The organism is Sneathiella sp. (assembly GCF_002694385.1).
GTDB lineage: Bacteria > Pseudomonadota > Alphaproteobacteria > Sneathiellales > Sneathiellaceae > Sneathiella.
The window spans coordinates 1-19,039 of the sequence record NZ_NZMB01000001.1 but is presented as its reverse complement, the minus strand read 5'-3'; the positions used below and the strand labels follow the sequence as shown (position 1 = coordinate 19,039).

17 protein-coding genes and 1 pseudogene are annotated in these 19,039 nt (G+C 41.8%); 17 read left to right on the top strand and 1 reads right to left on the bottom strand.

The annotated features are described in order from the left end of the window. Positions 1-230 (bottom strand): portal protein (locus tag CMN55_RS17405; RefSeq protein WP_459253627.1); only part of this gene is annotated, 230 nt, incomplete at its 3' end. A gap of 3,808 nt (positions 231-4,038) precedes the next feature. Between CMN55_RS17405 and CMN55_RS00060 the strand changes: the two genes are divergently transcribed. From CMN55_RS00060 to CMN55_RS00005, 17 genes and pseudogenes are all read left to right on the top strand, one after another. Beyond that, a complete protein-coding gene (locus CMN55_RS00060; protein ID WP_293947459.1) occupies positions 4,039-4,314 on the top strand; it encodes a hypothetical protein in 276 nt (91 codons plus the stop codon). 366 nt (positions 4,315-4,680) lie between these two features. Then, the gene (locus CMN55_RS00055) at positions 4,681-5,040 is read left to right on the top strand and encodes a hypothetical protein (protein ID WP_293947458.1); all 360 of its coding nucleotides are present in this window, start codon (positions 4,681-4,683) and stop codon (positions 5,038-5,040) included. 14 nt (positions 5,041-5,054) lie between these two features. Then, positions 5,055-5,972, top strand: a complete 918-nt coding sequence (locus tag CMN55_RS00050) for a hypothetical protein (protein ID WP_293947457.1) — start codon at positions 5,055-5,057, stop codon at positions 5,970-5,972. Positions 5,973-6,871: 899 nt separating this feature from the next. Further along, positions 6,872-7,651 (top strand): hypothetical protein, encoded by a 780-nt coding sequence (locus tag CMN55_RS00045; protein WP_293947456.1) that lies wholly within the window; start codon positions 6,872-6,874, stop codon positions 7,649-7,651. Positions 7,652-7,974: 323 nt separating this feature from the next. Continuing rightward, on the top strand, positions 7,975-8,712 hold the full coding sequence (locus CMN55_RS00040) for a ThiF family adenylyltransferase (RefSeq protein ID WP_293947455.1): 738 nt from the start codon (positions 7,975-7,977) through the stop codon (positions 8,710-8,712). Beyond that, positions 8,681-9,868, top strand: coding sequence for a hypothetical protein (locus tag CMN55_RS00035; protein ID WP_293947454.1), 1,188 nt, complete (start codon positions 8,681-8,683; stop codon positions 9,866-9,868). Before CMN55_RS00040 ends, CMN55_RS00035 begins: the two co-directional genes overlap by 32 nt. Beyond that, complete coding sequence (locus CMN55_RS00030; protein WP_293947453.1) at positions 9,858-10,286, top strand: hypothetical protein; 429 nt, start codon at positions 9,858-9,860, stop codon at positions 10,284-10,286. The genes CMN55_RS00035 and CMN55_RS00030 overlap by 11 nt, the downstream gene beginning before the upstream one ends. 97 nt (positions 10,287-10,383) lie before the next feature. Continuing rightward, positions 10,384-10,620 (top strand): hypothetical protein, encoded by a 237-nt coding sequence (locus CMN55_RS00025; protein ID WP_293947452.1) that lies wholly within the window; start codon positions 10,384-10,386, stop codon positions 10,618-10,620. 8 nt (positions 10,621-10,628) lie between these two features. Then, positions 10,629-10,994: a hypothetical protein gene (locus tag CMN55_RS00020; RefSeq protein ID WP_293947451.1), complete on the top strand. Its 366-nt coding sequence runs from the start codon at positions 10,629-10,631 to the stop codon at positions 10,992-10,994. Further along, positions 10,963-12,795 carry a DNA polymerase gene (locus tag CMN55_RS16885; RefSeq protein WP_366931916.1) on the top strand — a complete coding sequence of 611 codons (1,833 nt, stop codon included), beginning with the start codon at positions 10,963-10,965 and terminating at the stop codon, positions 12,793-12,795. Before CMN55_RS00020 ends, CMN55_RS16885 begins: the two co-directional genes overlap by 32 nt. A 4-nt stretch (positions 12,796-12,799) precedes the next feature. Then, positions 12,800-13,051, top strand: a complete 252-nt coding sequence (locus CMN55_RS16880; RefSeq protein ID WP_366931915.1) for a DUF6378 domain-containing protein — start codon at positions 12,800-12,802, stop codon at positions 13,049-13,051. A gap of 2 nt (positions 13,052-13,053) precedes the next feature. Then, entirely contained in the window at positions 13,054-13,635 is a 582-nt protein-coding gene (locus CMN55_RS17400) for a gp33 family protein (protein ID WP_459253626.1), read from the top strand. Positions 13,636-13,660: 25 nt separating this feature from the next. Continuing rightward, positions 13,661-14,389, top strand: coding sequence for a hypothetical protein (locus CMN55_RS17395; protein WP_459253625.1), 729 nt, complete (start codon positions 13,661-13,663; stop codon positions 14,387-14,389). Between the two features lie 56 nt (positions 14,390-14,445). After that, positions 14,446-15,984 carry a TOTE conflict system archaeo-eukaryotic primase domain-containing protein gene (locus tag CMN55_RS00015; protein WP_293947450.1) on the top strand — a complete coding sequence of 513 codons (1,539 nt, stop codon included), beginning with the start codon at positions 14,446-14,448 and terminating at the stop codon, positions 15,982-15,984. Beyond that, positions 15,938-16,804 (top strand): annotated as a pseudogene (locus CMN55_RS16875) (UvrD-helicase domain-containing protein); the annotation flags it as partial. The gene CMN55_RS00015 and the pseudogene CMN55_RS16875, both read left to right, overlap by 47 nt. Positions 16,805-16,901: 97 nt before the next feature. Continuing rightward, positions 16,902-17,486 (top strand): 3'-5' exonuclease, encoded by a 585-nt coding sequence (locus CMN55_RS17390; protein ID WP_459253624.1) that lies wholly within the window; start codon positions 16,902-16,904, stop codon positions 17,484-17,486. Next, the gene (locus CMN55_RS00005) at positions 17,483-18,895 is read left to right on the top strand and encodes a DEAD/DEAH box helicase (RefSeq protein ID WP_293947448.1); all 1,413 of its coding nucleotides are present in this window, start codon (positions 17,483-17,485) and stop codon (positions 18,893-18,895) included. Before CMN55_RS17390 ends, CMN55_RS00005 begins: the two co-directional genes overlap by 4 nt. The last annotated feature ends 144 nt before the right edge of the window (positions 18,896-19,039 follow it).

The following is a 19,039-nucleotide window of genomic DNA, read 5'->3' as shown; positions in this document are numbered from 1 at the left end:
CGATCAGACTTAGGAACTAGATTAGCACTAAGCCCGTTTGCAAACATCTGATTACACCAAACAGCTGTGTCATCGTACATCTCACGGGAGCCATCATCCTGGTGTGGGCTGTGTCCGTGATCAAACTTATTAGAGTTTGGACGAACATACTTCTGGGCATCAAGAAACATACTGTCAAGGTGCGACCTCAACAGCTTCAACTCTGCATATCTCTGTTGTAGTCTAACCACCGTACATTCCAGAACCACCGCCTAGAGGCGAACGACCAGTAACTCTGTTTCTGGTTGTCTTCTGTTTAGTGCGCGACAACTTTGCCATGCTGCCCATAATATTTGCACCTGTAACTCTACGAGTAGGTGCAGATGCTCTCTGCAAAGGTCTAGTAGCAACTGGTGCAGGAGGAGGTGGTGGTGCGGGAGGTGGTGGTGGAGGTGGTGGTGGTGTAGGTCTAGAGCCCATAATTAACTAGTCGTTTAAGAGTTTTCCATTTGTAAAACTTATGAGAGTTGTCCTCATTCATTTTTTGATACCTGCAANATTTNATTCTGTCAAGTGGAAAGGGNGCAAGTTTGAAAAAGACNNCTANNGATGANTNNCCCCTNNNNGCNGCGTANGCNANATGCCAGTACCTNCCTTCCTCATCTTCCTGAACCTCGCCCATAAGAAGATAGGTCGGTGACGAAAAAAAATATTTTTCCTCACCTTCTTGGCAGTTAATGTGGTGGTCTAGTAGTCTAATAAAGTCCTCGCCCTGTGTGTGGTAGAGGACAGTAGCCTCATCTATCAGTGAGAGCTTGTAGTCCTCACCAACTAATTGCGGCAACGTCATACTGTGNTTTTTGTTTNTTGTTATTTAGTTTTGGAGTCTTGAGCCCCACAGCCATAGTCCTNAAAGCGTCTGCCCCATGAGAGTTAGAATCATGAACAGGGGTCTTTCGAAAAACTTGTCGGCTAGAATCAAACTCCTTATGGTAGCCCTTGAGTGCCTCTAGCCCACGAGCACAGCGCACCTTGTTAAACCAGCATCTTGGTAGCATAGCACGAACAGCGTCAATGCCATCAATGATCGGTAGCTTCTTCACAGTTGTAAACTTCAACCCCATACTTCTCGCTATCTCCAACCTACTCTTACCTGTNCCAAGCTCGCGAACTTTGATATCATGCGGTGCGTAATGCTTGCCGTAGACAATGTCGTTCTGCACTGANAACCTATTTAGTTCTCTAGCGTAGTGGGGTAGACCNTCGCCACTGTTCTCGTAGTAGTGCACCAGGCGCACCTCGTTTTTAAAAAGTTGAAANAACCANATNGTNGTAGCNTCGTCCATGCCCAAGATCCCACGCAGTGTGCACAGGCAGTATNGGATCAGGNGACAGCTCATCCAGTATACGCTTGTCGCGGTAGGCGCGAGATATATACGGTCCGTAGTAGCTGCCCTCGACTGGAGTCTTGAATGAACACATGTATTCNGATTGGAATCTTGCCTCGTTATTCAGCTCATCACGGGCGCGACGCAACTCGTCGGGCGGTATCGCTTTGGTGTCCTTGACTGACAGGTGACTGCTATACCACTTGCCGTCCGACTGTGCTTTCAGCAACATCTTGTAGAAATGGTTCTCGCCACGAGGCGTTCCGTTGAAGAGTGCCCAGCCCCCGTTCTCTGCCAGGATCGGATTAATCAACTGCCACGCAGACGGGTCGGAGATGCTGTATTCAGAGAACACACAGCCTACAGGGTTTGCACCCACCATCTTGTCAGGGTCGTCNGAGCCCATCAGCTGGATGACGCTGCCNTTCTTCAGGTGCACGCGCATCTCCTGNTCGCTCTTCTTCTCGACTATCTCCCTTGGGAAGTAGTCAATNAACTTCTTGCCCTCGCCCGTCATGCCGTTCCAGATGATACGTCTGGCTTGGTTNGCGTAGGGCAGGACGTACCANTATGTGCCTACGCGCTGTAAAGCTTTGATAGCCAGCACGTTAACGCAAGTTAAATCCTTACCCGCCCTTCGATGCCACGCAACAACCGCACGCAGGTTGCGCTTCTTCTGAGACATATACTTGAGCAGAGGGAGCTGGTAGCCTCTTGGCTCCCATCCCTGTGCAGGAACTTGTACACTCATTCGTAGTAGTATTCTGTTTCGTCGTCCTCGTCGTCTTCTTCAATGGTTATCCATTGAACTCCGTCAAGATCTTCNGGGGCTCCGTTTGTAATATAACTCTCATGGTATTCGGTTGCACTCTCCAGCAGCCCCTTTGCTGCATACGGATCACTGAACCTAACGTCATAAGAAAGAGGAGAGTCATCGTGTGAGGCTATCAGAACGTAGTGGCGAAAGTGNTCGCCCAGCATACCAGTGATTTTATTAAGTTCATCAGTCCTCATGCTTATCTTCCTCGCTCATAAATTCATCGTAATCTTCTTCAACTATTTCAGCTTCGACGGGATTGGCAAGAGCAGACTTNGCAACTTTTGAATAATCTATAGTCATCACCTTCATCTCGCCGTTGAGTGTGCCCTGAACGTCAACGCTCTTGAGCTTCGGCTGCGTGTAGCTGCAGATCTCTTTCCATATCGCTATCTTGTCTCTCTTGTCCACTTCGGGATCGGCAGCATAGCCAAGCAGCTCCTCAATCGGGTTGATGCCCTTGTCATAGAACAAAGCTAGCAGTGCCTTCCGCTGCTGAGCTGGTGTAGGAGCTTGACTCATCATTTCAAGGAACTGTTGCTTAACAGTAAGCTCTTTCTCTACTTTGCGAAGCTTGCCTTGAGCTTCCTTCATATCTTTCTCAGCTTTCATACGTTTACGATGACACCTGCTCCTTTTCGCAGCCTGTTGCTTAACAACTTGTTTGGGCTTCTTACCTGAAGCATATGTTCTACCGTCTGGCACTGACATCTGTATTGATGATTCATGTTCCTTTGTCAAGGTTGCTCACACTATTCACACCTGGCTCACAGTAAAACACAGGGGGTGTGAGCTAATTAAATTATAAGAGTATCAATGGTTTACGATTCTGCTCACACAATTCACACTTTTTTCTGAGAAAACTATTTTGATTTTACTATAGGCTAAAAAACTGTGAGAAGTGTGAGCAATTACATAAGTCCTTGATAATAGTAACAACTTATAACATCGCGCTTGATTCAAAAAGTGTGAGCTGACTGTGAGAAGTGTGAGCAAAAACTCAAAAATTTGTATGCTGGTAGGGACTCTATGTGTCGTCGACTCGCGGTTTCCCCCAATGGGGGTCATCGTTCCAGATTCAAGTTGCCTCGCTACATGAATCGTCGGACAAATTGCCGTCGAGACCCATATATCCTATTGCACATGCACCAACGGATTCCACGACCTCTTCAGCCATGACTCACATGGTGGAAAGTATTGAGTTGCAATCGGTTATGATGCATGAGCAACAGGATAAAAGAGTCGTGCTTCAAAGAAGCACCCTATCAAAAGAATCTACTTCACAAGGTCTTGCACACAAGGAAGATACAGACGACCACGACCATATGGCATGCCGAGCCGAATCCCGACACCCAAGCGGTGCTGACGCACCGTTCCTGGCACTCAGAACCCTTGAACTCGGTGACCAAAGGCATCGGGCTTGCCGTCGCCCACCACGTCGAGACCTCGTAAAACCCTTTGGGGCTGAATCAGTCGCGGCAGCCTCAGACGAATTCGCGAGTCATGCAACATCGCTTTGGACGAGGATGGTCGCACCGAAGTCTGGAAACCTGACTCAAGTCCACAAAAGATCGAACGCATTTGCCAACTTTTTCGGTTGGGATAAATGTTTGGGTGGTCACTTTAGCATGTTTAGGCAGTATGAGGTTTTTCTTTCGTTAGAACATGTTGAGCCCAGATTGGTCACCAGAACCTGTCAAGGTAGAATTTGTAGATAGTGACAGCAGAGCTGTCATTGTGATAAAAGTTTTGTGAATCTTAAGATCCACAAAACACAAATCTCCACCTTGACAGAACCTGCATTCCATGTGGGTGACCAATCTGGTCTCAACATAACCTAACGAAAGGAAAAACGTGCCTAAACAAGCAAAAGCAACCACCCAAACAATAACCGAAAAAGTCGGCAAATGCGTCCGCTCTTTCGCGGAGCCTCTTGAGTCAGGAGACTTCGGAGCGACCATCCTCGTCCAAAGCGATGAGGCTCGCGAATACGTCCGAGTCTACCACGACTGCTCCATCCCCAAAGGGGCAGAGGTTCACCTCGACGTGGTGGACGACGGCAAGTCGGAGTTCATAGTGGTCACCGAGTTCAAGGCTCCTGAGCGCAAGGAACGCCACGACGAGTCGTAGCGCACTTGGGATGTCGGGCTTCGGCTCGGCATCCCATATTCGTGCAAAGAAAAAAAGAAAAAATAAATATATACTATGAATCACTATGCATATAAAGTGTCAATAAGATACAGTTGGAAAAGAAACACCATCAACTGCCTATTCAACGAAGCAACTAACAAAGTATTAAACTTTGGAAGTGTTAAAGATTTCAATAAGTTCTTCAAAAGAAACGGACATTTCGTGGATATTCATGAAATAACACACCACCAACCAAAAAAGAAATAAATAAGTTAAACCAAAATCAAAAAATAAAACAATTAACTCATGTAATGTAGTGAGTTAGTTGAGCAGTTATTGCACACAAAAAAATAAATATATACTATTATGAAAAACAAAACAATATATACTCTTGTCATTGATGGCAAAGAAGTTGCAAAAGATACACTACTCTCAGGAGTAGCAATCAAGACCGACAAGGTCAAAGATCACTATGAGATCCGCAAATACCAAAAAGGTAAGATAGTCAAACTATGGGGCTACTCTGTCAACAATGGTAAAAAGATCCCATATGCATCGCACGACACAGAAAACACAATCAAAAAGAAAGACATAGTCCAATCAAAACTATGTTCAAGTATCAAGAGAGTGAGTCATGCGTTAGGTATTCTTAAGGATGAAATCAAAATCAGACGCAACCTCAAAGCCCTTGAAAAGAAAGTTCATCTCTGGGATTTGGAATCTTAGTTCGGAATTGAGATGTGCGTGCGTTTTTGCGAACGCACATCTCATTCCGAACAAAAATCAAAACTACTATGCAATATACAATACAAGAAATCCTATATGGTATCTCCAATGCCGAACGTTACGACGTTCGTGAAGAAGACGGTCACGTAATCAGTGAATACAAATTCTGGTGGGCTCAGCTCTACAAAGAAGCCAAGCGCACAGCCAAGGCAATCAGACGTGAATCTATACGCGACGGCATTGTCCCCCGCGACGATGACGATGTAATGGTTCAGATCATTGTTGATCAATGGCTTGCTGAATCAAAGTCATATCAAGAACATTCTCATCCAAGTGATGATCAGCTATGCGACGATATGTCGTGCATGCAGGCACTTGCCAAACAACAAGAGCAATACTTACTAGACATTCGTAGAGCATTTGCCAGTGCATGCAGACGCAAAGACACCAAGGCTATGCGACGCATACGCAAGCTGTATTATCAAGAGAAGTCCTCACAACTCTCTTCTATTGATTACACTCACTTGGATGAGCCTACTACCAAGGAACCTGTATACACACCAGAAGATCAAAGCTTCTTTGATGAAACTGAGCAGCACGTCCGCAAGCTTGAATATCAAGATGCATTCGTGCAAGATCCAGAATGTGACCCAGACGATTCACATTACGTCGGTGATACCTTGCGTATGAACAACGGCAAACCACGAGGCAACATCGGGTTACTCAATGGTTTGTATCAACAGTCACTACCCGAACCAGCCTACCGCACCAAAGAAGCAAGACGTAGACTATTCAAGACTCTACTAGAGTCAGGTAGCATCTACGATATTGAGAGTGCATGTGGCATGCGTGGATACAAGAAAGGCGTTCTTCGCGGCTATATTCACATGTATGCAGATCCAACCAAAGATGTAAACAGATGGAGATCATAATCTTATCATTCTTCTCTTCACTCGGTATTCTCCTTGTGTGCACACGCACACTTGGAGTTCACCGAGTAATCAAACACCGAAAGAAACTAGATATACTAGTGACTTTTGGTTTGCCTATGTTGTTCATTGGCACGTTCTCAGGCATGATTACCGCTTTCTTCACAGGACTGTGGTTCACCATAAAAACCATACTAATGGCACTAGTTATACCAAAGACCTTTTCTTCTTATGGTAACCAAGAAGATAGGCGTAATGATGCTAAAGGTAATCGTTCCTCTCGCCCTTACGTTCGCAAAGTCATTCATGACCAAGCACGCGTATCGGTTTCTCAGAGAATGTGATAATCGGAAACGACGTTAGCATCAGCATAGTAGTAGAAAAGTAGCCACCGTCCACGCGAGGGCGGTGGCTACCCACTATGATAAACAATAACAATAACAAAACAAACAGCATGAATAACCCGTTTGTGAGTTGAATGGTGCATGTTATGTATACTATGTCAAACAAAAATCAACTTTCTTTATTTTTGGTGAGTAGCCAAAAAATAACAAAGAACAATAACAACATAAACCAAATATATTATGGCAAGTGTAACAATCCGTTACGGTATGACAAACTCTGTCACCCGTGACTTTGACAACGAAGCTACTATCTCTGACGTAGTCAGCGACAATGGCATCCGCGCAGCTCTGTCTGCACCCGAGAACGTCCGTGCCGTTTCTGGTGGTCGCACACTAGAAGGACACGAGTATGTTACCTCGTTCACAGCTATTACTTTGGAGCAACAAGCTTCAAGCAAGGCTTAACACCAGTCCCTCCTGAGCACGAGATGAAACTGCTCACTTTGTGAATTAACACCTACCCTCCTGAGCACGAGATGAAACTGCTCACTTCTTATTATGTCAGAAAAGTATCTAGACCAAGAGTTTATCCTACGCAGCGACGGTAAATTCTACAAACGCACTACAGTAGTATCTCCTGTGCACAATGCAGACCAGATACTATCAGCTGTCAAGGACAATGGCATTCCTGTCATTTTTCCTTTTGTACAAACTATAAGTATACCAGAGCTGAATAAAAATATTCCAACTTACAGCATGGTATACAGTCACCAACCGCACATTGTAACTACGTTTGTCAAACTAAACGAGTTTCCGTTTCCAGAATCCTGGTTGTGGAAACAAGCAGGACAACCACATTACTCTCTGGGCATTGGCAACACAGGTGATCGTGAGATACCAGACACACGATCTATTATTTGGCGACCAACCTTAGATGGACTAGAACTATTCATTGCTGTCACACTGGATACACATAGCTGCCAGTTTGGTAGTCCAATCTTATTTGTTCTAGACGAAACTAAAACACCGTATGTTCCAAACATTGCTAATGTATTTGATGACGGTCGTATCTGCACTGGTGGTGACTGGCGACAAGACTTCAGTCGAGGCTTTGAACTAGATACACTTACTGGCAACATATACAATCTGTATCGTTCGCCATGCAACAACGATCTCAGAAACAGTGAGCGCGAACGTGAGTATATGCGATTCACTGAACGCGGTGATACTCTATGCAGTCTTCCAGAGCCAGGGCTAATCACTGACAATGATCACAGGTTCTACATGAAACACACAAACTCAAAGGTCATTGACTTCGTTCAACATGTCAAATTCTAACATATTCAAATCAATCAGCACTGCCTCTGTAACTGCAGAAAACTGCCACAGTTGGCTGCAAGATGCTAGTTCTCGCGGTGTAAACCGCAGATACTACAGCGGTATGAATCAGAATATACGAGATCAAGCTCAAAGAGAACTTGATACATACCCTGTAGATAACCCACTCAATGCAGANGATACGCGTATTCTGTTCAANATACTACGCAANGAGTATNNAGATTGTGGTCGTAANCGTGGTGCAATCCTACGCTACATCAAAGCTTATCGTGAACTTAAGCCAGATCCAATCGGTCAGCGGCTTTACAACCAACTAGATAATCATGAAACCTAAACTAAATGCAGTAATCATCGGTGCGGGTGGTGTCACAAGCTACATGTTACCAGCTTTGCGTAACAGCTTTGACCTTCACGCAACCATCGTTGACGGCGATGTTCTTGAAAAGAACAATCTCGACCGTCAACTATTCCGTAACAACATGGTAGGGCAGCACAAATGTGTNGCTCTAATGAANCAATACAACTTCAAAAAGTCTGAAGGTCAGGCAATCAGGTCATACTTTGACCTAGGTATGCTAGACACAGAATACAAGTATTGGTTCTCACAAGCAGACGTTATCATCTGTGCAGTTGACAATCACCCTGCTCGCAAAGCAGCTATTGACGCAGCTAAGATGCTCAACACAAACATNGTTGTGTGTGCCAACGAGTATCATACAAGCCAAGCGTTCTACTATGATCCACATCTNGCAAATCAANTTGACTTGCCAATGCTAGATCCACTTGTTCGCTANCCTGAAATTGCTACAGATACTTCAGGCAGCCCAATCAGCTGCCAAGGCATAGCACTTGAATCAGAACCACAACTTGCAATNGCTAATCAAGTTGCCGCATCCTTTGGCAACTACTTACTATGGCAGTGGTTCGGTGTATCTCGTGGTAAAATTGCAAACTCAGACAATACTATAATATATATGCCTATTGAGTTTCAATCTACCTTTTCTAGAATGCAAACCATAACTATCCAAGATGTCGAAGAACTCAGCAAAAAAGCCAGCTAAAGTCTATTACGACAACGGTATATACGAACCAGTTGTAACGCCTTTGTTTACAACGTTTCGTAAAGTATCTGAAATCGTTTCAGCTGAAAGCCTCACACCCACATGGAATGGTAAAAAGATACCACTTCACATGTGGAAAGAGATCCTTGCTTTCATGAAGCAAAGCTATGACGAACTCAAGTCAGAGACTCTGGTGTATCTCTTCTATGACGAAGCTGCACCACAGCCCTGGCTATACTGGGTTCCACCACAAGAGACTGCTGGCATGACTGTCAAGTCGTCTCCTGATCACCCTGACTACATCAAACAACGTGCTGCATACCCAGACACTATGTTTGGCACAGTGCACCATCACTGTTCTAGTTCAGCGTTTCAATCTGGCACAGACGAAGCAGACGAAGTAAATCGTGAGGGTCTACACTTCACCGTTGGTAAACTTAACAACGATGAAAAGGTTGACGTTCACTTTCGTATCACTCTAGGTGGTTCACATGCTGAACTTGATGCTCATACTTACATTGAAATGGATGAGTCGCCGTTCAAGAAAACATGTCGTGTTCCCAAAAAGATACAAGACCAGGCTCGTAACGAGCTGCACAAAATGGACGTGTGCACTCTGCCCAATGTAAAGCAATACAAGTTTGATGTTGAAATGCAGAATGTCAGTAAAAGAACTTACTCAGTTACAACGCCGTCATACGCTGGTAATCAACAAACGTTGGGTTGGGACTACGGTGGCTATCACACTCCTTCGTATTCTAGCAAAAAAAACGCCATCGAAGACGATCTCATTTTAGATGACACACAAACTCTAGCTGAGTGTTTCGTCGAAGCCGTGCTTACAGATTGGCAGTATGAAGAAATACTTCAAACATACTACCAATACAACCAACAAAGTGCTAAAGTTTCAGAGCTTATGCACTCACAAATAGATGAAGAAGATGTTAGAGTTGATTTAATATGTATGTTTGATGATGAAGATTTTCACAAAACTCCAGAATATAAAGAAGTTACTGAATCAGTTAAGATGTTTCTTCAAGAACAAAGCAACTTGGGTGTTGCATTTACAGAAAAGGAACTTATCAATGGACTCCAAACCATTTCATATGAAAACGGAACGGGAGTTCAACAAGTGGATAAGGAGGATGTTTTATGAACAATCTAATCATAAAGTGTGCGCTCAGCGTATCGAAACTACTACGGGGAATGGAGTTCCTGATATCATGGTCATCTTACCATTCGGAATCTACCTTATTGAGAGCAAGTTTGAGACTACAAAAATACGCTCTGAGCAAGCAGCGTTCCATATCAGAACGAACGCGATTGCGCAAGATGATGTCCCGCGTTGTATCACACTCTCAGCATACCCAAAAACTAAGAGACTAGTAGCCACTACTTACAATCCAAGTTCTATTACTGAAGATGGTATTGTTCCTGCTACTGAGGTAACTTATGCTCTTGACTCAGCAGGATTTAAACAGTTTTATTCAACACTTTCCGACAAGCCACATGGTGGCATACGTCCGATACTAAGTGACTCTGCACGACTTAGAGAAGCGACTTGTGCAGACTAGGCGAAGGCAAGAGGTCCACCCGATATGACGAGGTCCACCCACGCATCCATCCTAGATAACTGATTAGCATCAAACGTTGCTAATCAGCCAATTTACAATGCCAGATCCATCCGAGCTAGAAGCACTATTAAATTTAGTAGACGTTAAGACTACTGAAATTATGAAAGGTGATCCATACCAGGAACACAGAGATATTGCTCGGTGGGCACGCAACAAAGGACTCATTAGAGATCTTACTGACGACGAAATACAAACCCGTATGAATAATAAAACTTACAAAAAAGTAAATAAAATTATTCATGCAAACATCCGTAAACAAAAAGCACAACAATGATATCTCTAATGCAGATTATAGCTGCCATTATTCTTATTGAGAGTGGTGGTGATAATTATGCTGTAGGAGATAGTGGCAAATCATATGGATGTTTACAACTAACTGAAGCATATGTTGCAGATGCAGCAGAGTTCGCCAACATCGACTGGGTTCACAAAGATGCTTTTGATAGGGATAAAAGTATAGATATTTTTCTTGCGTATATGTCTAGATATGCAACTCCTAAAAGATTAGGAAGACCCGTTACATCTCAAGACATCGTAAGAATCCACAACGGTGGACCAAACGGATACAAAAAACAATCAACAAAAAAATACTGGCTAAAAATAAAACCACTATTGCATGCAAACAGAACTGAATGTAATTACCTCTGATGTATTATGGCGACCTCCAGTTATACTACCACAGTTTGAAAACATAGTAGCTATTGATCTAGAAACTTATGATCCATACCTAAAACAAACTGGACCATCATACAAACGAGGTGCTGGTAAAGTAACTGGGATTGCTATTGCAGATAGCNATCAACANGTATACTTACCCTTTGATCACTTGAATGGGGACAACTTGGATAAAGGCATAGTTGTTTCTTTCGTTAAGGACCTAGTTAGAAACAGTAAAGAAATACTGTTCGCTAACGCTGCATACGATCTCGGCTGGCTTGAGTCTCTAGGCATCAGAGTCTCTTGTCCAGTCCGAGACGTTCAGNTTGCTGAAGCATTGATAGATGAAGAACAGTTTTCATANAGCCTTAACAACCTATCTAAGAAATACTTAAACAAAACTAAGTTNGAAGATAAACTCAATGAAGCTGCTAAAGCCTACGGCTACAATCCCAAAGGTGATATGTGGAAACTACCAGCTAGATATGTAGGTGAGTATGCTGANATAGATGCTCGTAATACCTGGGATGTATACCANCATCAAATACCNATACTCAAAGAACAAGANCTATGGNATNTCTGGGAGCTAGAGTGTAAGCTTACACCTATNTTACTACANATGACACTCAAAGGTGTCCCTGTAGATATAGATAGAGCTGACCAACTAAATACTAAACTGCTCAAACAAGAAACCAANCTCAAAGAAAAGTTTGGCACACTGGACATTTGGTCACCCAANCAACTAGGAGAGTATATTANTCNNCTAGGTCTTGTAGTTCCCAAAACAGAAAAAGGNAACTANTCTGTATCNAAAACATTTTTAGAACATTGTGAACATNAAACAGTAAAAGANATATACCAAGCCCGTTGTATCAATCGNCTGCGTAAAGTATTNATTGANGANATNATACTNANAGGNANCNACAAAGGTCGCATTCANGCNGACTTNAGACANACNGCATCTGACCAGGGCGGCACACGCTCTGGTCGACTNTCTTCTAGTAACCCTAATNTGCAGCAAGTTCCTAAACGTAGTGAGATAGGTAAAGCAATCAGAACATTATACNTAGCAGAGCCAGATACACTCTGGTGCAAAGCAGACTACAGCTCTCAAGAACCAAGACTTCAAGTGCACTATGCANTGCTTGGTCAGTTTGGCAAACCGCTGCCCAAAGCAGAACAAGCTAGAGATGCTTTTGCTAATGGAGAAAAACTATATACNTTCTTTGAACGTGCAACAGGNNTACCATACGANACCTGTAAGATGTTATGTTTNGGTATTAGTTANGGTATGGGAAACAAAAAGATGGCAGAAACACTAGGCATATCNGAAGAGATGTGTAGTTCAACTATGAGTAANTTCAATGCTGAAGCTCCATTCTTAAAAATACTATTTGATAACGTTATGAACAAAGCCAGNCATCANGGATACATAAAAACNATACTTGGTAGAAGAGCTCGTTTTGATTTCTGGATATCTGACTTTGGAGATAAACCAATCAAAACNAAACGNATAGCNCAAGGCAGATTNAAAACAAACAGAGTATTCCGTGCATTTACCAGCAAGGGACTNAACAGACTAATACAAGGCTCTGCNGCTGACCAAGCAAAGAAAGCAATGGTCGATGCACACGAAGCTGGCTTTGATCTTAGGCTGCCAGTTCATGATGAAATTAACTGCATGGTTAAAAATAAACAAGAAAGNCTTGACTTAAAATTNATCATGGAGAATGCTATTCCTCTTAAAGTGCCCGTTGTTGCTGATATAGATTTGGGAGCAACGTGGTGTTAGAACTATGGATATACTAAAAACAGCACTAAAAATAACAAGCAATGACAGNCATGAAGACTATGGAGATTGTNNTANTGAGTTTCGTAAGACTGCTAGAATGTGGTCTGANATATTCGAAACANAAGTAACACCTACNCAAGTAGTCCTTGCNATGATTGCTCTTAAGTCTATTAGACAACTAAACAAAAACAAAAGAGATAACTGGGTTGANATNGCAGGATATGCACGACTTGGTGATCTCGTAAACAAACAATAACAATGACNGATCCCTTATTAGAAGAATCAGATATTATACCAGTAGCTGANGTTGAANGCGTATCTACAGAAAATGTAGAAACAAGNGACTTACAAGAAATCACAGCNCTNAGTGAGTCACTCAAAGAAGCTGACAATGACATTGCTGCTAAAGAAGCAGAACTAAGTCAGCTCAAAGCAATACGCAAACAAATCTCTGAAGAGTTGATTCCTGATCTTATGAACAAGAATGGACTCAAGCTAATACAACTAGACACTGGAGCTAANATACAAATCAACGAGTTTGTTGATGCTCGTATCAAAGATCCTGGTGTAGCATTTGATTGGCTNAGAGAAACAAACAATGATTCGATTATCAAAAATCAAATCACTATATCTTTGGATAGAGGTGATGATGGTGTNGCTGAAGAACTCACTACCAAACTCAANGAAGAGTATGGTATTGATGCAGATCGTAAGATNGCCATACATCATGCAACTCTCAAATCTTTCTGTCGNGATGCTTTGGAAGACCCAGAGCTGGCAGAATCCTTACCTCGTGAAGCCTTTGGTATNTACCAAGGTCAGCGAGCGAAACTAACCTAAACATAGAAAGAAGTAATANAGAATCATGGCATTCGATATAACAACAGTCGCAGGACAAGGCACAGAGAACCTAGACTCAGGTTCATCCTTGCCCTTCATTCGTATCCTACAGGACTTGAGCCCCCAGCTCAAGAAACAAAAAGATGAATACATNGAGGGGGCTGAGTCAGGCGATCTCTTCTTTGCTAAAACGCAAAGTGTATTAGAGCAACCTGTAGAGATAGTTCCATGCTATACAAAGTCCATCTANACAGANTGGATTCCACGCTCAAANGGCGGTGGCTTTGTTGGCAANCATCCACTAACCGTAGTCAGCAACCCTGCCTACGAGAAAGGACGGGAACGTCAATACGACGAATGGCTAGGTGACAACGAACTTAAGTTCACAACTTATTGGTTCGTGCTGATGAAAGTAAATGACTCTTGGGAACAAGCAGTTATTCCTTTCACATCATCACAGCTTCGCGTATCACGCAAGCTCACACAAGACATCAATCGTTTCAGATACGACGACGCAAGCATTGCTCCACCATTGTTTGCACAAAGTTGGAAACTGAAATCTGTCTTAGAAACTAGCAAGAATGGAGATGATTACTACAACTTTGATTTCGTAGAACCCAAGGTTCTTGACTTCGAAGATGATGAATCAATCCTCTCGCTAGCATCTGATACATACAAGACTGCATCAGATACACCTCTTCTACAAACAGAAGAGAAACCACAGCTAGTAGACTCGGCAGCAATGCCTTACTAAAATAGGTTGCCCCCATCCCCTTATGAGTTTCGGGGGATGGGGGCTTTTATTTTTATATGATTCCTATAGCAGATCTGTCTTTTAAATTTCACGAACTATTCGTGTCCAACCCTAACGTGTATGGTCAAACATCACTTACGGGTAAGACGCGGAATCGTGACGGTAAAGCAGATTCAAAATCATTTCTTGTCAAAGAAGCCATAGATCCAACAGTGTGGGAATCACACCTCAAAGGTGAACGCATCATTGGCTGCACTCCACTTATCAACGAAGACCAAGTTCGTTGGGGTGCACTAGACGTAGACGTATACCAAGATTCAAAAACCCTGGAAGGTATCATACAACAGGTAAAAGAAAACAAACTACCCTTTGTTGTATGCCGTTCTAAATCAGGTGGCGCACATGTATACTTGTTCTTCTCTGAAGAAGTATCTGCATACAACGTTATCGACAAACTAAAATCTTTCTCTGCTTTCTTTGGTCAGGGTGCTTGTGAGATATATCCCAAGCAACCAAAGATAGGTGATCGTAAAGACAACAGCAAGTATGGCAACTGGATAAACATGCCATACTCTGGAAACCCTACATTACAGTATGGCTTTGATAAAGACGGCAAAGCACTCAATCCTGAAGAATTTATTAACTACGCTCTAACACAGCAGCTAACTAAAGAACAGTTTGAAGAACTGAATGTTCCAGCTTCAGGCGAAGATATACTACCTGAAGGTCCTCCGTGTCTTAACTACATCTTTCAAAAACGTGCGCAACACAGCGAGTCTCGTAATGTAACACTTTCCAATGTCGCTGTATATCTAAAGAAAGCACATCCTACTGATTGGAAGCATCAACTTATGCAGTTCAATCGTAAGTTCTCAGAACCACTAGAGGACAGAGAAGTAGAAGCCATCATTAACTCTTATGGCAAAAAAGACTACAAGTATCAATGCTCCAGCCAACCGCTATGCAAATACTGTGACGCTAGTCTTTGTGGTCAACGAAAGTATGGTATTGGTGGTGAAGAGTTCCTGCCTAACAACCGATCACTTATACAACTTAAGAGTGATCCACCCCTGTGGTTCTTAACTTTAGATGATGCAGAGTTGCAACTTACCACCGAACAGTTCGACAACTTTAACCAGTTTAACCAAAAGGTTATGGAGAAACTGTTGTTTAAGTATCCACCTATCAAACAAGAAGACTGGGTCAAACAACAAAACTTACTGCTAAAGAACTGCACACAAATTGAAATACCATTTGAGATGACTCCTCTTGGTCAGCTAGTGGAGTATGTGTCGATGTTTTGTGCAAACGCTAGTGAAGATACTGACAGAATCAAAAGTGGTCCCGTCAAAAGAGGTCAGTTCTATTTGTTTAGAATGATTGACCTCAAAGATTATCTCAATCAACAACGCTTCAAAGAACTGCCTGACAACAAAATACTCTCTGCTATCAAGCAAGTATTAAAAGCAGATGCAGTTACGCATTCAATCAAATCACCTAAATTAAACGTAAGATGCTGGCGCATACACAAAGACAACTTGCGTATAGATCCAAGCACACCGTTCCCAGACTTTAACACTAATGAGCCATACTAAAATATTTGTTGCCAGTGCAGGAACTGGTAAAACTACAACACTAATGAATCTGTTGTCTACCTGCCTAGAAGAGACTGCTCCAGGTAACATTGCATTTACAACATTTACAAAAGCAGGTGCACAAGAAGCTATAGACAGAGCACTAGTTAAAAATCCAAAGTGTAGTATAAGAGATCTTGAAGGATTTAGCACACTACATGCACTGTGCTATAGACGTATACCAAGAAAACAAATGCTCACTAGAGCCGACTATCAAGAGTTTGGTGAACTTATAGATGTTCCAATGACTGGTAACATTCGCACTAGTGGCGATGGCTTTGTATTTAACTCATCACTAGGCAATCAACTACTATACCTTGACAGCCTAATGCGCAACTTATGCACAAACGCAGAGTCTGTAATAAAGTATCAATTAAACTCTCGTGTAAATATAAAGACCTTACAAGAGTTTCACGACAACTACAAAACTTACAGAAGCAAAATAAGTAAATACGATTTTACAGATCAACTAGAAGTCTTTGTTGCAGAAGATGCAACGTTTGACTTTGATTATGTTTTTGTAGACGAAGCTCAAGANTTATCTCCCTTACANTGGANAGCCATTGATGTTATTACAAAAAATGCAACAACAATATATGTAGCAGGNGANGACAAACAAAGCATTTACAAATTTGCAGGTGGTGACCCACAATCANTAATTAACATGGANGGNGANCGCACAGTCNTNGATACATCTTACCGACTACCAAAACCAGTTCTTAGANTANTCNGAAAAGATTGCAGAACAAATATCACAAAAACAAGAATACTCTATNTCTAGTGCTGTGCCNNANGGCANAGTANNACANNTNCATAGTATANTNGACTTANACACAAGCCAAGGAACTTGGTTNTTTCTATGTCGNAACAAAATATATATGTCATACTTTGAAGATGCACTAATNAAAAAGAAATCTTTGTTTGTNTCNGCTAGNGGTGANTCATGGTTTAATCAAAAACAAGTAGATTATATTATACTGTGGGAGAAACTACGCAGAGGCTATAAATTTAAAGCTGCAACAATAAAAGAACTATATAAGGAGTTTTTACCTACTGGGCGTGTTGTAAAACGAGGCTTTAAGAAACTNATGGACGCTATGCCTGATGAAGAACTTTTTGACAAAGATCAANTAGTAGATGACTTNGGTCTTCAAACTACAGCTAANTGGAATCTAATATTTAAATTACCAGATATTACAAAAGAACTGTTGCTTAAAGCAGAAGAAGACGGTAAATTAGAAAATTGTTGTGATATAGAAATAAATACTATACACGGCACTAAAGGTAGAGAAGCTGATAACGTAGTTGTCTTACCTGATGTAACAGACATCACTTACAAAGCTATGCTTGATGATCCTGATAATGAGCATCGTGTGTTCTATGTTGCAGCTACTCGTGCAAGACAAAACTTATATATACACACACCAATAACAAATAGATTCTACAAACTACCACAAGTATGATATACAAAACAAAACCATTTAAGCATCAAGAAGATGCTGTTAAACGCTTTGTAGATGCCCCATACGGGGCTTTGTTTTGTGAAATGGGCACAGGTAAAACAAAAATGGTGCTAGACATCCTACAAAACGCTGACGACATTGTAGACGCTGTTGTCATAGCTCCAAATGGACTACACCATAACTGGGCAATCAATGAAATACCTGCCCACATTGCTAAACCTGTAGAAGTATACTGCTGGAAAGGACCAATTAAAACTAAAAAAGGTAAACAAGACTTTACCAGGTTCTTAAATACAACAGATAAAACTCGTATACTGCTAATCAATGTAGAAGCCTTACGCACTCCTACAGGCTACAGCACTGTAAACAAATTTCTAGAAACTGCGCAGCATGAAATACACATGATCGTAGACGAATCTACTTGTATTAAAAATCCCAAAGCTATTCAAACTAAGAAAGTGCTAAAACTATCTGAAATGGCTAACTGCAAATGGATACTAAATGGCACACCAATCACACAAAGCCCTTTAGATTTATTTAGTCAGTGTAAGTTCTTACATAAATCTGCTTTGCCATACAATACATATACAGCATTCAAACACGCATTCGCTGTAGAAACCACCATGACAATGGGCAGTCGTTCATTCCGTAAAATTATTGGCTATCAAAACCTAGAACAACTAACTAAGTTACTTGAACCATTTAGTCTTCGTATTGAAAAGAAAGATTGCCTAGACCTGCCAGATAAAACTTTTACAAAAATAGCTGTTGAACTAACGCCTGAGCAACAGCGTATCTACAAAACAATGAAAGATGACTGCCTTGCATTGTTAGATAGTGGTAGCTTGGTTACCACAACTATAGCCCTGACTAGAATAATTAAATTGCATCAAATTCTAACAGGGTTTATAACCGACGACGAAGGCACAGAACACCCCATTGACAACAACAGGATAGCTACTCTCATGCAAATTGCAGAGACTACACAGCCTTTGGTAGTGTTCTGTGCCTACCGTCACAATGTTAAAAGTGTTTATGACGCACTAGCTAAAAAGTATGGCAATCATCAAGTAGTTACATTTAGCGGTAATGAATCCAATTCTCAACGTAATAAAGCTGTAAAGCACTTTCAAAATGGACTAGCAAACTTCTTTATTGCTACTTCTGCAGCAGCCAAAGGTTTGACACTGCACCGCGCATCTACAATGGTATATTACTCTAATAATTACAGCCTAGAAACTAGGCTACAGAGCCAAGATAGAATTCATCGCATAGGACAAAATAACAAATGCACTTATATTGACCTTGTTGTCCCTAAAACTGTAGATGAAGCTATTCTTACAAGACTAAAACAAAAAAAAGAACTATCTAGCATGGTGCTAGATGACCTAATTGAAATAATCAAATGACCGTCCCTGCCACTAACCGAACCTTATTTAATCAATCCAGCACAGCTATTCTAGAGCGTGCACTAAACTCTATGACTTTAGCTTGTGAAGCTCTAACCAACGAAAACAAGCAATTACGGGAACAAGTAAACAGTTTGACTATTG

Bases quoted from the DNA above. Each gene is read 5' to 3' on its own strand.
- CMN55_RS00030 (WP_293947453.1), top strand. From the start codon at position 9,858: ATGTTTTATGAACAATCTAATCATAAAGTGTGCGCTCAGCGTATCGAA.
- CMN55_RS00020 (WP_293947451.1), top strand. From the start codon at position 10,629: ATGCAGATTATAGCTGCCATTATTCTTATTGAGAGTGGTGGTGATAAT.
- CMN55_RS00045 (WP_293947456.1), top strand. From the start codon at position 6,872: ATGTCAGAAAAGTATCTAGACCAAGAGTTTATCCTACGCAGCGACGGT.
- CMN55_RS00005 (WP_293947448.1), top strand. From the start codon at position 17,483: ATGATATACAAAACAAAACCATTTAAGCATCAAGAAGATGCTGTTAAA.
- CMN55_RS00055 (WP_293947458.1), top strand. From the start codon at position 4,681: ATGAAAAACAAAACAATATATACTCTTGTCATTGATGGCAAAGAAGTT.
- CMN55_RS00015 (WP_293947450.1), top strand. From the start codon at position 14,446: ATGATTCCTATAGCAGATCTGTCTTTTAAATTTCACGAACTATTCGTG.
- CMN55_RS00035 (WP_293947454.1), top strand. From the start codon at position 8,681: ATGTCGAAGAACTCAGCAAAAAAGCCAGCTAAAGTCTATTACGACAAC.
- CMN55_RS00025 (WP_293947452.1), top strand. From the start codon at position 10,384: ATGCCAGATCCATCCGAGCTAGAAGCACTATTAAATTTAGTAGACGTT.